This window comes from Ectopseudomonas alcaliphila (assembly GCF_900101755.1).
GTDB classification, from domain to species: Bacteria; Pseudomonadota; Gammaproteobacteria; order Pseudomonadales; family Pseudomonadaceae; genus Aquipseudomonas; species Aquipseudomonas alcaliphila.
The window spans coordinates 657,296-670,538 of the sequence record NZ_FNAE01000001.1 but is presented as its reverse complement, the minus strand read 5'-3'; the positions used below and the strand labels follow the sequence as shown (position 1 = coordinate 670,538).

At 64.3% G+C, this 13,243-nt stretch carries 14 protein-coding genes; 3 read left to right on the top strand and 11 right to left on the bottom strand.

Annotated features, from left to right (window positions below; genetic code table 11):
* Nucleotides 1–320: 320 nt before the first annotated feature.
* Nucleotides 321–995, bottom strand: a complete 675-nt coding sequence (rnt, locus tag BLR77_RS03230) for a ribonuclease T (protein WP_004423716.1) — start codon at nucleotides 993–995, stop codon at nucleotides 321–323.
* The gene (gene pyrC / locus BLR77_RS03225) at nucleotides 992–2,038 is read right to left on the bottom strand and encodes a dihydroorotase (protein ID WP_074675441.1); all 1,047 of its coding nucleotides are present in this window, start codon (nucleotides 2,036–2,038) and stop codon (nucleotides 992–994) included. Before pyrC ends, rnt begins: the two co-directional genes overlap by 4 nt.
* A gap of 153 nt (nucleotides 2,039–2,191) precedes the next feature.
* Here pyrC and BLR77_RS03220 point away from each other — a divergent pair, with 153 nt between their 5' ends.
* From BLR77_RS03220 to gloA, 3 genes are all read left to right on the top strand, one after another.
* A complete protein-coding gene (locus BLR77_RS03220) occupies nucleotides 2,192–3,139 on the top strand; it encodes a flagellar protein MotY (protein WP_074675440.1) in 948 nt (315 codons plus the stop codon).
* Between the two features lie 117 nt (nucleotides 3,140–3,256).
* On the top strand, nucleotides 3,257–4,474 hold the full coding sequence (locus tag BLR77_RS03215) for an argininosuccinate synthase (RefSeq protein WP_074675439.1): 1,218 nt from the start codon (nucleotides 3,257–3,259) through the stop codon (nucleotides 4,472–4,474).
* A gap of 70 nt (nucleotides 4,475–4,544) precedes the next feature.
* A complete protein-coding gene (gene gloA / locus BLR77_RS03210) occupies nucleotides 4,545–4,937 on the top strand; it encodes a lactoylglutathione lyase (protein ID WP_074675438.1) in 393 nt (130 codons plus the stop codon).
* A gap of 56 nt (nucleotides 4,938–4,993) precedes the next feature.
* Here the strand turns inward: gloA and BLR77_RS03205 are convergent, their stop codons facing one another.
* The 9 genes from BLR77_RS03205 to BLR77_RS03165 all read right to left on the bottom strand — a co-directional run bounded on the left by BLR77_RS03205 (nucleotide 4,994) and on the right by BLR77_RS03165 (nucleotide 13,231).
* A complete protein-coding gene (locus BLR77_RS03205) occupies nucleotides 4,994–5,173 on the bottom strand; it encodes a PA3496 family putative envelope integrity protein (protein WP_017677837.1) in 180 nt (59 codons plus the stop codon).
* 111 nt (nucleotides 5,174–5,284) lie between these two features.
* Nucleotides 5,285–5,923 carry an endonuclease III gene (gene nth, locus BLR77_RS03200; RefSeq protein WP_074675437.1) on the bottom strand — a complete coding sequence of 213 codons (639 nt, stop codon included), beginning with the start codon at nucleotides 5,921–5,923 and terminating at the stop codon, nucleotides 5,285–5,287.
* 99 nt (nucleotides 5,924–6,022) lie between these two features.
* Nucleotides 6,023–6,730, bottom strand: a complete 708-nt coding sequence (locus BLR77_RS03195; RefSeq protein WP_074675436.1) for an electron transport complex subunit E — start codon at nucleotides 6,728–6,730, stop codon at nucleotides 6,023–6,025.
* Nucleotides 6,730–7,362, bottom strand: coding sequence for an electron transport complex subunit RsxG (gene rsxG / locus BLR77_RS03190; RefSeq protein ID WP_074675435.1), 633 nt, complete (start codon nucleotides 7,360–7,362; stop codon nucleotides 6,730–6,732). The genes BLR77_RS03195 and rsxG overlap by 1 nt, the downstream gene beginning before the upstream one ends.
* 2 nt (nucleotides 7,363–7,364) lie before the next feature.
* Nucleotides 7,365–8,396, bottom strand: a complete 1,032-nt coding sequence (locus BLR77_RS03185; RefSeq protein WP_074675434.1) for an RnfABCDGE type electron transport complex subunit D — start codon at nucleotides 8,394–8,396, stop codon at nucleotides 7,365–7,367.
* A gap of 142 nt (nucleotides 8,397–8,538) precedes the next feature.
* Entirely contained in the window at nucleotides 8,539–11,178 is a 2,640-nt protein-coding gene (gene rsxC / locus BLR77_RS03180; RefSeq protein ID WP_074675433.1) for an electron transport complex subunit RsxC, read from the bottom strand.
* On the bottom strand, nucleotides 11,175–11,750 hold the full coding sequence (gene rsxB, locus BLR77_RS03175) for an electron transport complex subunit RsxB (RefSeq protein ID WP_074675432.1): 576 nt from the start codon (nucleotides 11,748–11,750) through the stop codon (nucleotides 11,175–11,177). The genes rsxC and rsxB overlap by 4 nt, the downstream gene beginning before the upstream one ends.
* Nucleotides 11,747–12,331: an electron transport complex subunit RsxA gene (gene rsxA / locus BLR77_RS03170; protein ID WP_021488430.1), complete on the bottom strand. Its 585-nt coding sequence runs from the start codon at nucleotides 12,329–12,331 to the stop codon at nucleotides 11,747–11,749. Before rsxA ends, rsxB begins: the two co-directional genes overlap by 4 nt.
* Nucleotides 12,332–12,463: 132 nt before the next feature.
* Nucleotides 12,464–13,231: a DUF4349 domain-containing protein gene (locus BLR77_RS03165; RefSeq protein ID WP_074675431.1), complete on the bottom strand. Its 768-nt coding sequence runs from the start codon at nucleotides 13,229–13,231 to the stop codon at nucleotides 12,464–12,466.
* Nucleotides 13,232–13,243: the final 12 nt, after the last annotated feature.

The following is a 13,243-nucleotide window of genomic DNA, read 5'->3' as shown; positions in this document are numbered from 1 at the left end:
CATGGACGGCCCTTGTAAGCCGGCCCCCGGAGCGACGCCGGAGCGAGGGGAGTTGAGCGAAGCGAAACCCGGATGTCGGGGTGCCCTTCTCTTTGGTTACTTTCTCTTGGGCAAGCAAGAGAAAGTGACTCGCCCGTAAGGGGCGAAACCAAAACGAAAGATCGATACGCCAATGATCTTTGCCCGGATATAAATAGCGCAAAAGAACACACAAACTTGCCAGTCCGGCGCCAACTCGCACTTGTCCCCAAACTATGTGAAGAACCAAAAAAACCGGCAGACGCCGGTTTTTTTATGGGGTTCGATCGCCGTGCAGAGGCTTACTGATCGAATTCGTCCCAGCCGCCCATTTCCTTCCAGCGATTGACGATGCCGCAGAACAGCTCGGCGGTCTTCTCGGTGTCGTAGCGCGCGGAGTGCGCTTCCTTGCCGTCGAACTCGATGCCGGCGGTCTGGCAGGCCTTGGCCAGCACGGTCTGGCCGTAGGCGAGACCAGCCAATGTCGCGGTGTCGAAGCTGGAGAAGGGGTGGAAGGGGTTGCGTTTGATGCCGCAGCGCGCCACCGCCGCATTGAGGAAGCCCAGGTCGAAGCTGCTGTTGTGGCCGACCAGAATCGCACGCTTGCAGCCAGCCGATTTGATCGACTTGCGCAGGCCCTTGAAGATTTCGCCCAGGGCATGCTCTTCGCTCACCGCCATGCGCAGCGGGTGGTCGAGCTTGATGCCGGTGAACTCCAGCGCGGCTTGTTCGATGTTGGCGCCTGCGAAGGGTTCGATGCGGAAGAAGTGGGTGTGATCCGGGTAGAGAAAACCGCTCTCGTCCATGGCGATGGTGGTCGCGGCGATTTCCAGCAGGGCATCGGTGGCGCAGTTGAAGCCGCCGGTTTCCACGTCCACTACCACCGGCAGATAGCCACGAAAGCGCGCCGCCATGGGCGTGCGCGGGCCGGACGGCAGGCTGGGTTCGAGTTCGTCGTCGTAGTTGTCTTCGCTCACGCCTGAGCCTCCAGCAATTTCCAGCGCAGGGTTTCGCCGGCGCGCAGCGGCACCACGCTGTTGTCGCCCAGCGGCAGGGTGGCCGGTACGGTCCATTCCTCACGCACCAGAGTGATGCTGTCGCTGTTACGCGGCATGCCGTAGAAGTCCGGGCCATGGAAGCTGGCGAAGGCTTCCAGCTTGTCCAGCGCGCCGCGCTGCTCGAAAGCCTCGGCGTACAGTTCGATGGCAGCAAAGGCGGTGTAGCAGCCGGCGCAGCCGCAGGCGGCTTCCTTGGCATGCTTGACGTGCGGCGCCGAGTCGGTGCCGAGGAAGAACTTGGCGTTGCCGCTGGTGGCAGCGTCGAGCAGGGCTTCCTGGTGCACGTTGCGCTTGAGGATCGGCAGGCAATAGAAGTGCGGGCGAATGCCGCCAACCAGCATGTGGTTGCGGTTGTACAGCAGGTGGTGCGCGGTGATGGTGGCGCCGACGTTGGCCGAAGCGGCCTCGACGAACTGCACCGCGTCACGGGTGGTGATGTGCTCGAACACCACCTTGAGCGTCGGGAAGCGTTCGACCACACGGGTGAGGTGCTCGTCGATGAAGGCTTTCTCGCGGTCGAACACGTCGATCTCGGCGCGGGTCACTTCGCCATGCACCAGCAGCAGCATGCCGACTTCGGCCATGGCTTCCAGCGCCGGGAAGATCTTGTCGATGCTGGTCACGCCCGAGTCGGAGTTGGTGGTAGCGCCGGCCGGGTAGAGCTTGGCGGCATGCACGAAGCCGCTGGCCTTGGCTGCGCGCACATCCTCGGGGCTGGTATTGTCGGTGAGGTAGAGCACCATCAGTGGCTCGAAGAGGCTGCCGGCCGGGCGCGCCGCGAGAATGCGCTGACGGTAGGCGTCGGCCTCGACGGCGTTGCGTACCGGCGGTACCAGATTGGGCATGATGATCGCGCGGCCGAAAGTGCGCGCGGCATCGCCGACGGTGTGTGGCAGCACCGCGCCGTCGCGCAGGTGAATGTGCCAGTCATCGGGACGCAAGAGAGTCAGGCGGTCGGACATGGAGGTTTCCAGGCGGGTAAAACGTGGCCGCATGTTAACTGAAAAGCGCCTGCTCGCGCTCGCGCCGACGCGACAATCGCACGCAGGGGGTCAAGTTTCCGCGCGCCTGACCGATACCCCGTGAGAATGCCGTGAACCGCCGTGGAGTCGACCGTGCGTGCGCCCAATTTCCTTCTGATCAGCCTGCTGGCTGGCATGCCTTTGTGCCTGCCGGCACATGCCATCAGCTTCCAGACACGGCTGGAAAAGGTGGAGTGGACGGTCGAGGGTGATCAGTTCGAGTGTCGCCTGAGCCAGCCGATCAGCAATTTCGGCAGTGGCGAGTTCGTGCGCCGTGCTGGCGAGCAGGTCACCTTTCGCCTCAAGGCCCGTGAGCGCTGGATGGGCGCGGGTTCGGCGACCTTGCTGGCGGCGGCGGCGCCCTGGCAGCCGGGGCGCGGTGATATCAACCTCGGGGTGGTCAGCGTCGGCAATGGCGAGGTGCCGTTCAACAGCTCGCAGGAGCAGGGTTCGCGGCTGCTCACCGGTTTGCTCGAAGGGCGCAGCCCGCTGGTGCGCCACCGCACCCTCAATGGCGGCGACAACCTGGAAGTACGTTTGCTGCCGGTGAAGTTTCACAAGGCCTATGACGACTACCAAGTCTGTATCGCCAAGTTGCTGCCGGTCAATTTCGATCAGATTCGTCAGGCGCAGATCGGTTTTCCCGGTGGCGGCATCGATCTCGATCCGATGGCCAAGGCCAAGCTCGACATCATCCTCGACTTCGTCAAGGCCGACCCGAGCATCAACAGCTTCCAGATCGATGGTCACGCCGACAACAGCGGCAATCGTCTGACCAATCGCGACCTCTCACGCCGTCGTGCGCTGGCCGTGCAGGAGTATCTGGTGGCCGGTGGCATTCCGGTCGAGCAGATCACCATGCGCTTTCATGGCGAGCGTTACCCGCTGGTGCCAAACAACAACGAAGCCAATCGCGCCAAGAACCGTCGTGCGACCCTGCGCCTGGATCGTATGCCTGCGCCGGAAGTCCCGGCACAGAGCGCGCCGCAGACCGCTCCACCAAGTACCCCGGTCGATCCGGCCGCAAGCACACCTTCCTGAGGCAAAAACGCCCATTCTCTGCGTCGCTTCGTCGTCACAAGCTGTCGCGCCTCTGTAAATTGGACCGCAGGGCCAGTAGAATCACCGGTTTTACCGTACAACCCGTGGAGTGATGGCATGGCGGACGTCAAAAAGGTAGTTCTGGCCTATTCCGGTGGCCTGGACACCTCGGTGATCCTCAAGTGGCTGCAAGATACCTATAACTGTGAAGTGGTGACCTTCACCGCTGACCTCGGTCAGGGCGAAGAGGTCGAGCCGGCCCGCGCCAAGGCTCAGGCGATGGGCGTCAAGGAAATCTACATCGACGACCTGCGCGAAGAGTTCGTCCGCGATTTCGTCTACCCGATGTTCCGCGCCAACACCGTCTACGAAGGCGAGTACCTGCTGGGTACTTCCATCGCCCGTCCGCTGATCGCCAAGCGCCTGATCGAAATCGCCAACGAGACCGGCGCCGACGCCATCTCCCACGGTGCTACCGGCAAGGGCAACGACCAGGTGCGTTTCGAGCTCGGCGCCTATGCGCTGAAGCCGGGCGTCAAAGTCATCGCCCCGTGGCGTGAATGGGATCTGCTGTCGCGCGAGAAGCTGATGGACTACGCCGAGAAGCACGCCATCCCGATCGAGCGTCACGGCAAGAAGAAGTCGCCGTACTCCATGGACGCCAACCTGCTGCACATCTCCTATGAAGGTGGCGTGCTGGAAGACACCTGGACCGAGCACGAAGAAGACATGTGGAAATGGACTGTCTCCCCTGAGGCAGCACCGGACGCACCGACTTATATCGAGCTGACCTACCGCGCCGGCGACATCGTCGCCATCGACGGCAAGGACATGAGCCCGGCGCAGGTGCTGGCCGAACTGAACCGTATCGGCGGCGAGAACGGCATAGGCCGTCTGGACATCGTCGAGAACCGCTTCGTCGGCATGAAGTCCCGTGGCTGCTACGAGACCCCCGGCGGCACCATCATGCTCAAGGCCCACCGCGCCATCGAGTCGATCACCCTCGACCGCGAAGTGGCTCACCTGAAAGACGAGCTGATGCCGAAGTACGCCAGCCTGATCTACAACGGTTTCTGGTGGAGCCCGGAGCGTCTGATGCTGCAACAGATGATCGACGCCTCTCAGACCAACGTGAACGGCGTGGTACGCCTGAAGCTGTACAAGGGCAACGTCATCGTCACTGGCCGCAAGTCCGACGATTCGCTGTTTGACGCCAACATCGCGACCTTCGAGGAAGATGGCGGCGCCTACAACCAGCAGGACGCGGCGGGCTTCATCAAGCTCAATGCGCTGCGCATGCGCATCGCCGCAGGCAAGGGCCGCAAGCTGGTCTAAGCTGAGCGACTTGCGCCACAGGAACCCCGGCCATGCGCCGGGGTTCTGCTTTCTAGAAGAGGAAAACCTGATGAGACTGCTGCACACCATGCTGCGCGTCGGCGACCTGGACAAGTCCATCGCCTTCTACACCGAAGTGCTGGGCATGACCCTGCTGCGGCGCAAGGACTACCCGGACGGTCAGTTCACCCTGGCCTTCGTCGGCTATGGCGACGAGGCGCACAACAGTGTGATCGAGCTGACCCACAACTGGGGTGTGGACAGCTACGAACTGGGTAGCGGTTACGGCCATATCGCCCTGGAAGTCGAAGACGTCTACAAGGCCTGCGAGGACATTCGCAGTCGCGGCGGCAAGATCACCCGCGAGCCGGGTCCGATGAAGCATGGCAGCAGCATCCTGGCCTTCGTCGAGGATCCGGACGGTTACAAAATCGAGCTGCTGTCACCGTCGCGCCGCGACTGAGCACCCGATACGAAAAGCCCCGCAATCAGCGGGGCTTTTTCTGTGCAGCTCGATAATCAGATATCGAAATCGTACTCGGCCAGCTGTTTGTGCAGGCGACGCTCTTCGAGGAAGTTGTCGATGATGCGGCGCTTGGTCAGGTTGGTCTTGGCGACTTCCACCGCAGGCTCGGCATCGTCCGATTCTTCCGCGACAAAGTCTTCGTCCAGCTCGAGATCTTCTTTGTCAGTGCTCATCTATTCCACTCCAGGCCAGTTACTGGGGCCGTTTGCGCACCTTATAGCGGCAAAAATTGAGCGGGTAAAAAAGATTTTTTCAATCAGGAGATCACCAGATTCTATGGTCGATCAATCGTCGGAAGTCTTGGCCTTGTACTCGCACAGATCTTCGATGCGGCAGGCGCCACAACGTGGTTTGCGCGCGGTGCAGACATAGCGCCCGTGCAGGATCAGCCAGTGATGGGCGTCGAGCAGATAATCCTTGGGCACGAACTTGAGCAGCTTCTTCTCCACCTCGACCACGTTCTTGCCCGGTGCGATGCCGGTGCGGTTGCTGACGCGGAAGATATGCGTGTCCACGGCCATGGCCAGCTGGCGGAAAGCGGTGTTGAGCACCACGTTGGCGGTCTTGCGACCTACGCCGGGCAGGGCTTCGAGGTCTTCGCGGTTGTCCGGCACCTGGCTGCCGTGTTTCTCGATGAGGAGGCGGCAGGCTTCGATGACGTTCTTCGCCTTGCTGTTGTACAGGCCGATGGTCTTGATGTACTCGGAGAGTCCTTCGACGCCCAGGGCGTATATAGCCTCCGGCGTGTTGGCGACCGGAAACAGCTTGGCCGTGGCCTTGTTGACGCTGACGTCGGTGGCCTGGGCCGATAGCGTCACCGCCACCAAGAGTTCGAATGGCGTGCTGTAGGCCAGCTCGGTCTTGGGCTCCGGGTTGTCCTCGTGCAGGCGGCGGAAGATTTCCAGGCGTTTGGCGGCGTTCATGGCTTCAGACTTCAGGCGTAGCCCGGATGCGATCCGGGGCGGGTGGTTTCGGCATGCCCGGATTGCATCCGGGCTACGGTTGGGCGCTCGCTTGCGGCGTCATTCGATCACGCCGGTGACCCGTACACGACGGCTTTGTGCCGGCGCTTCGGGCGCGCTGGCCTTGGCCCGTTCGACGGCGATCTGATCGATGCGGTTCTTGCCGGCGATCAACAGGCCCAGCACGATAAAGGCGCCCGGCGGCAGGATGGCCAGCAGAAACCCCTTGTAGTCATGCACCAGGGTGAGCGTCCAGTCGGCGGCGATGGGGCCGAACAGCAGGTGCATGTTGGCGAACAGGGCGCCGGTGCCGAGCAGCTCACGGATGGCGCCGATCAGCACCAGCACGATGCCGAAGCCCAGGCCCATCATCAGGCCGTCGTAGGCGGCGCGGGCCGGGTCATGCTTGGCGGCAAAGCCGTCGGCGCGGCCGAGGATCACGCAGTTGGTGGTGATCAGCGGGATGAAGATGCCGAGTATCTGGTACAGCTCGTAGGTGTAGGCCTGCATCAGCAGCTCGATGCAGGTGGTCAGCGCGGCGATGATCATGACGAAGGCCGGCAGGCGCACGGCGGTGTTGACCACGCCGCGTACCAGCGACACGGCGGTGTTCGAGCACACCAGCACCACCGCGCTGGCCAGCGCCAGGCCGAGGGCATTGACCGTGGAGTTGCTCACCCCCAACAGCGGGCAGAGGCCGAGCAGCTGCACCAGCGCCGGGTTGTTCTTCCACAGGCCATTGAGGCTGATTTCGCGGTAACTGGTCATTATTCGTCCTCCGCCAGGCCCAGCAACTGGGCGCGGTGCGTGTCGAAATAGCGCAGGGCGCCGTGTACGGCCTTGACCACGGCGCGCGGGGTAATGGTGGCGCCGGCGAACTGGTCGAAGTCGCCGCGATCCTTCTTCACCGCCCAGCGCTCTTCACCGGGGTTGCTCAGGGACTTGCCCTCGAAGCTGCGCACCCAGTCGCTCTTGGCCAGTTCGATCTTGTCGCCCAGGCCCGGTGTTTCCCTGTGACTAAGCACGCGCACGCCAGCCAGGCGGCCGTCGGCGAAGATACCCACCAGCAGGTGGATGGCGCCGCTGTAGCCGTCCGGCGCGGTCACCGGCAGGATCAGCGCACTGGGCTGGCCGCCCTTGAGCGCCAGGTAGGCCGACTGCGGGCTGCGGTGACCCAGCTCACGGGCATCGAGTTCGATGCGGTTGTCCAGCAAGTGGTTGTCATAGCTGCCGCTCGGCAGGATCTCGGCCAGGGCACGCACCTGCGCCTCGCGCTCGGCGGCTGCGATACGCTCGGCGGTACCCTGTTGCAGCAGGGCGACGCTGCCGACGGTGCCAATGGCGAACAGGCCGAGTACCAGGGCGTTTTTCAGCATCGAGCGGCTGATTTCCGGCAGCATGCTCATTCTCCCAGCTTGAAGCCGCTGTTGGGCTTGCGGTGGCCGTAGCTGCGTGGCCGGGTGTAGTAGTCGATGGTCGGCGCCGCCAGGTTCATCAGCAGCACGGCGAAGGCCACCGCGTCCGGGTAGCCGCCCCAGGTGCGGATCACATAGATCAGTACGCCGACGCCGATGCCGAACACCAGGCGCCCCAGGTTGCTGGTGGCGCCGGAGACCGGATCAGTGACGATGAAGAAGGCGCCGAGCATGGTGGCGCCTGTCAGCAGGTGAAACAGCGGCGAACCGTTGGAGTCCGAGCCGCTGCCGTTCCAGAACAGCAGGCTCATGACGAACAACGCGGCGAGCATCCCCACCGGCGCGTGCCAGGTGATCAGGCGCTTGTGCAGCAGGTACAGGCCGCCGGCGAGGAAGGCCAGGTTGACCGCCTCGCTGCCGGCGCCGCCGAAGTGGCCGAAGGCCGCATTGCTGGCGCGTAGTTCGTCGATGGTCAGGCTCTTGTTGACCTTCAATGCATCCAGCGCAGTGGCCTGGGCCCAGCCGTCGGGCAGGTTGACAATGCCGAGAATGTGCTTGAGACCGTCCAGCGCGGCGACGCCGTGCGGCGCGGGCCAACTGGTCATCTCCACCGGGAAGGAAATCAGCACCACCACATAGCCGACCATGGCCGGGTTGAACGGGTTCTGCCCGAGGCCGCCATAGAGCTGTTTGCCGAAGCCGATGGCGAAGCCGCAGGCGATCAGGGTCAGCCACCAGGGCGAGTAGGGTGGCAGGGCCAGGGCCAGTAGCACGGCGGTGACCAGGGCGCTGTAGTCCTTGAGAAAGAAGGCCAGCGGGTGCTGGCGTGCGGCCAGCAGCGCGGCTTCGAAGCCCAGTGCGCAGAGGCTGGCCCAGAGCAGGTTGAACAGGGTGCCGGCGCCGAACAGCCAGGTCAGGGCGAGGATGCCCGGCACGGTGGCCAGCAGCACCTGCAGCATGACCTGCTGAGTACGGTTACTGCCCGTGGCGTGGGGCGATGTGATGCGGGGCAGGGCCATCGGCGCTCCGGTCGTTACTGTCGCGGCGCCTTGTCGGGCGCGATTCCCGGATTGCATCCGGGCTACGGTTGTCTGTGTCGCCCGGATGCGATCCGGCGCGACGGGGTGTCTTTTGTAGCCCGGATGAAATCCGGGATGTGTGTTACGGCTGGTATTCGGCCAACTTGCGTTCGGCCTCGGCCAGGCGTGAACGGGCCAGCTCCAGCGTCTCGCTGGCGGTGTTGTCGTCACGTTCCAGCTTGCGCAGGTCGGCGCGGGCGAAAGCTACCTCTGTCTTCAGCGCTTTCAGTTCGGCATCCACGCCGGGACGTTCGGTTCGTACCAGCTCCGGCGCCGGCTTGTTCGAGGCCGCTTCGGCTGCATGCAGAGCCTGCTCGGCAGCGGCCAGGGCATCGCGTAGCGGCTGCAGAGCGGCTTCGTCGTTGCCAGCCTTCTCGGCTTTCTTCAGCTCGGCGCGTTTCATCGCCAGTTCGATCTTGGCCTTTTTCAGCGCTTCGTCACCGGCTGGTTTGGCCGCCGGCGCGGGCGCCTGGTTTTCCAGGTCGGCCAGGGTCTTCTCGGCGGCTTCCAGCTGCTGGCGCACGCGGGCGATTTCGGCCTGCTGGTCGTCGTCCGGAGTTTCGATCTTCTCCAGCTTGCGCAGCTGGGCCTTGAGCATGGCGGCTTCGATCTTGGCCTTCTTCAGCGCTTCGTCACCGGCTGGTTTGGCCGCCGGCGCGGGCGCCTGGTTTTCCAGGTCGGCCAGGGTCTTCTCGGCGGCTTCCAGCTGCTGGCGCACACGGGCGATTTCGGCCTGCTGGTCGTCGTCCGGAGTTTCGATCTTCTCCAGCTTGCGCAGCTGGGCCTTGAGCATGGCCGCTTCGATCTTGGCTTTCTTCAGCGCATCGTCGCCGGATGGTTTGGCCGCCGGCGCGGGCGCCTGGCTTTCCAGATCGACCAGGGCCTTCTCGGCGGCTTCCAGCTGCTGGCGCACATGGGCGATTTCGGCCTGTTGCTCGTCGTCCGGGGTTTCGATCTTCTCCAGCTTGCGCAGCTGCGCCTTGAGCATCGCGGCTTCGATCTTGGCTTTCTTCAGCGCCTCGTCACCGGCGGGTTTGGGCGCCGGTGTAGGTGCAGTCGCCTGGGCGTCGGCCAGGGCCTTTTGTGCGGCTTCAGCAGCGGCGCGCAGCTCATTGACCTGAGCTTGCAACTCTGACGTGTTGTGGGCGGCCAGCTGTTTTTCCGCCTTCTTCAGCGCGACCTGGGCCATGCTGGCTTCGATCTTGAGTTTCTTCAGCGCTTCATCGGCCGGCGCGGCTGCCGCTACAGCCGGTGCCTCGGCCTGCGCTGCCTTGGCGCGGGCGGCCTTCTCGGCGCGGGCCTTGCGCTCGGCTTCCTTCTGTTCCTCGGCGCGGCGCAGGCGCTCCTGGCGCTGCTCGAAGCGCTGCTTGGAGTGTTCGGCCTTGAGCTGCTTCTGCTCCAGCTCGCGGATTTCTGCCTTGGCTGCGCGGTAGTACTGCACCAGCGGAATGCTCGATGGGCAGACATAGGCGCAGGCGCCGCACTCGATGCAGTCGAACAGGTTGTGCGCCTTGAGCTGCTCGTGCTCTTGGCCGAGGGCGAAGAAATGCAGTTGCTGCGGCAGCAGGCTGGCTGGGCAGGCCTCGGCACATTCGCCACAGCGGATGCAGGGCATGGCCGGGGGTGGCGGCGGCAGCTCGGCTGCCGTGCTGGCGAGCAGGCAGTTGGCAGTCTTGACCAGCGGCACGTCGAGGCTGGGCAGGGTAAAGCCCATCATAGGCCCGCCCATGATCAGGCGATTTAGCTTGGCCTGATCCAGCCCGGCAAATTCCAGCAATTCGGCGACCGGCGTGCCGAGCCGCGCCTCGACGTTACCGGGGCGCGCCAGCGCCTCGCCGGTCAGGGTGGTGATGCGCGAAATCAGCGGCCGGCCAAGTACCACCGCATCGTGAATGGCCGTACAGGTGCCGACGTTCTGGCAGAGGATGCCGATATCGGCCGGCAGCCCGCCCGAGGGCACCTCGACGCCGGTGAGGATCTGGATCAGTTGCTTCTCACCACCGGAGGGGTACTTGGTGGGGAACACCCGTACCTGATAATCGCGGCCGACACAGGCAGCGCGCACGGCGGCGATGGCCTCGGGCTTGTTGTCCTCGATACCGATCAGCACCTGATCGGGCTGGATCAGCTGCACCAGGATATCGATGCCGGAAACCAGTTCGCCAGCGCGCTCGCGCATCAGCAGGTCGTCGGCGGTGATATAGGGCTCGCACTCGGTACCGTTGATGATCAGCGTGTGAATCTTCTGCGTCGGTCGTGCGGTTAGCTTCACCGCTGTGGGGAAGCCGGCACCGCCCAGGCCGCTGATGCCGGCCTCGCGGATCAGCGCCAGCAGCTCGGCCGATTCCATGTGCCGGTAGTCGGCATGGGGCGTCAGCTCGACCCACTCGTCCAGGCCGTCGCTGTCGATGACGATGGCCGGTGCCAGCATGCCGGAGACGTGCGGGTAGGGCTGCGGGCCAATGAAGCTCACGGTCCCGGAGGTTGGTGCATGCAGCGGCGCGCTGACGAAGCCGTTGGCCTCGGCGATCTTCTCGCCCTTGCGCACGCGCTGGCCCACGACGACGCAGGGCTCGGCGACCGCGCCGATATGCTGGCCTAGCGGCAGGGTCAGGCGTTGTGGCAGTGGTGCCTGCTGGATCGGCGTGCGGTTGGACAGGTCCTTGCGCTCGGCCGGGTGGATGCCGCCCGGGATATCCCAGATACGTTCCTGCGCGCTCATGCGGCCTGCTCCCGGTCGCTGGCGATCAACTGGCCGGGCGCCAGTGGTTTGTCCCACTTCCAGCTCTGCACGGTGCTGCCGACCTGAATCATGTCGATGCAGTCCACCGGGCAGGGCTCGACGCACAGGTCGCAGCCGGTGCATTCGCTGACGATCACCGTGTGCATCTGCCGCGCTGCACCGACGATGGCGTCCACCGGGCAGGCCTGGATGCACTTGGTGCAGCCGATGCATTCGGCCTCGCGAATATAGGCAACCATCTGCGGCTTCTCGCCTTCCACCGCGTCCAGTGGCTCGGGCTCGACATCGAGCAGATCGGCCAGCGCCTGGATGGTCGCTTCACCGCCGGGCGGGCACTTGTTGATCTTGTCGCCGCCGGCGATCGCTTCGGCGTAGGGTTTGCAACCGGGGTAGCCGCACTGGCCGCACTGGGTCTGCGGCAGCAGGGCGTTGATCTGCTCGGCGATGGGGTCGCCCTCGACCTTGAAGCGCACGGCGGCGAAACCGAGGATGGCGCCGGCGACCAGGCACAGCGCGAGCAGGGCGAGGACGGCGACCAGAACCAGGCTCATAGCTTGATCAACCCGGCAAAGCCCATGAAGGCCAGCGACATCAGGCCGGCGGTGATCATGCCGATGGCCGCGCCCTGAAAGGATTTCGGCACGTCGGCGATGGCGATGCGCTCACGCATGGCGGCGAACAGCACCAGCACCAGGGAAAAGCCCAGGCCCGCGGCGAAGCCGTTGGCGGTGGCGGTGATGAAGGTGAACTCGGCCTTGTTGGCGTTGAGCAGGGCAACGCCGAGGACGATGCAGTTGGTGGTGATCAGCGGCAGGAAGATGCCCAGCACGCGGTACAGCAGCGGGCTGGTCTTGTTCACCACCATCTCGGTGAACTGCACGGTCACCGCGATCACCAGGATGAAGCTGATGGTGCGCAGAAATTCCAGGTCCAGCGGCTTGAGCACGTACTGCTGCACCAGGTAGCTGCACATGGCGGCCAGGGTCAGTACGAAGGTGGTGGCCAGGGACAGGCCGATGGCGGTTTCGATCTTCTTCGACACGCCCATGAACGGGCACAGGCCGAGAAACTGCACCAGCACGAAATTATTGACCAGGATGGCGCTGACCATGATCAGGACGAGTTCGGTCATCGGGTTGCCGTCGAGTGCGCAAAGGCCATAGGAAAAGGGCGCCTATTATCGGGAAGCCGCCCCGGCCATACAAGCCGGATGCGGCGAATTGCCTGCCCTTGGCGACCTCGCGTCGCAACAGTATGGATCTTTTCAGCGGCTGGCGAGGCGCCTCCACAGCTTGCGCAAACCCAGCGCCAGGGGGAACAGCACGATGAGGAAGGGCAGGCTGTAGCCGATGAACTCGATCAGGTTGGCGGTGCCTTCAGCGAGGTTGTACGTCAGGCGCGAGAAGGCGTCACCGATGCGGCCCAGGGGCGAGCTTTCGTAGGGGCTGCTGAAATTCAGGGTCAGCAGGTTGGTATCCAGACGCCGCTGCTGTTGCGCAGCCTCCTGCGCCAGTGCCTGCAGTTGCACTTCCAGGGCGGCCTGCTCGCGGGCCAGGGCCAACAGGTCGGCCACGGCCAGGTCGTCGCGCTTCTCGAACTGCTGCAGGGTCTGTTGCTGGCGCAGCAGTTGCTCGTGCTGGCGCCGGTTGTCGCTCACGGCCTGGGCCAGGTCTTCGGCGCGGGTGGTGCGGCGGGTCAGCTCGCCACCCTCGCTGGCCAACGCGGTGATGGCCTCGACGCCGTCCGGCACGATGCGCAGAGTCAGTTCGCCGTGAGGTGCTCGGCCGCTGCTCTGCTGGGCGGCAATCAGGCTGCAGGTGCCGAAGCGCTCGGCCAGGCAGGCTTCGCGCGTGGCAGCGATACGCTCGCCGATCTGCTCGGCTGGCAGCTCGATGCCCACATGGTGTTCATAGGCCAGGTAGTTGCCGGCCGTGTTGCGTTCACCTTGCAGGGCACCGCCAAGCGGGGCGCCCGATTGCTCGGAGCAGCCGGCCAGCACAGCCAGCAGCGCCACTACCATCCATGGTTTCATCCTTGCCTCCTG

What these genes read in the sequence shown, in the direction of transcription:
- pyrC (WP_074675441.1), bottom strand. Translation starts at nt 2,038, where the DNA reads ATGTCCGACCGCCTGACTCTCTTGCGTCCCGATGACTGGCACATTCAC.
- BLR77_RS03215 (WP_074675439.1), top strand. Translation starts at nt 3,257, where the DNA reads ATGGCGGACGTCAAAAAGGTAGTTCTGGCCTATTCCGGTGGCCTGGAC.
- gloA (WP_074675438.1), top strand. Translation starts at nt 4,545, where the DNA reads ATGAGACTGCTGCACACCATGCTGCGCGTCGGCGACCTGGACAAGTCC.
- BLR77_RS03205 (WP_017677837.1), bottom strand. Translation starts at nt 5,173, where the DNA reads ATGAGCACTGACAAAGAAGATCTCGAGCTGGACGAAGACTTTGTCGCG.
- nth (WP_074675437.1), bottom strand. Translation starts at nt 5,923, where the DNA reads ATGAACGCCGCCAAACGCCTGGAAATCTTCCGCCGCCTGCACGAGGAC.
- BLR77_RS03195 (WP_074675436.1), bottom strand. Translation starts at nt 6,730, where the DNA reads ATGACCAGTTACCGCGAAATCAGCCTCAATGGCCTGTGGAAGAACAAC.
- rsxG (WP_074675435.1), bottom strand. Translation starts at nt 7,362, where the DNA reads ATGCTGCCGGAAATCAGCCGCTCGATGCTGAAAAACGCCCTGGTACTC.
- BLR77_RS03185 (WP_074675434.1), bottom strand. Translation starts at nt 8,396, where the DNA reads ATGGCCCTGCCCCGCATCACATCGCCCCACGCCACGGGCAGTAACCGT.
- rsxC (WP_074675433.1), bottom strand. Translation starts at nt 11,178, where the DNA reads ATGAGCGCGCAGGAACGTATCTGGGATATCCCGGGCGGCATCCACCCG.
- rsxB (WP_074675432.1), bottom strand. Translation starts at nt 11,750, where the DNA reads ATGAGCCTGGTTCTGGTCGCCGTCCTCGCCCTGCTCGCGCTGTGCCTG.
- rsxA (WP_021488430.1), bottom strand. Translation starts at nt 12,331, where the DNA reads ATGACCGAACTCGTCCTGATCATGGTCAGCGCCATCCTGGTCAATAAT.
- BLR77_RS03165 (WP_074675431.1), bottom strand. Translation starts at nt 13,231, where the DNA reads ATGAAACCATGGATGGTAGTGGCGCTGCTGGCTGTGCTGGCCGGCTGC.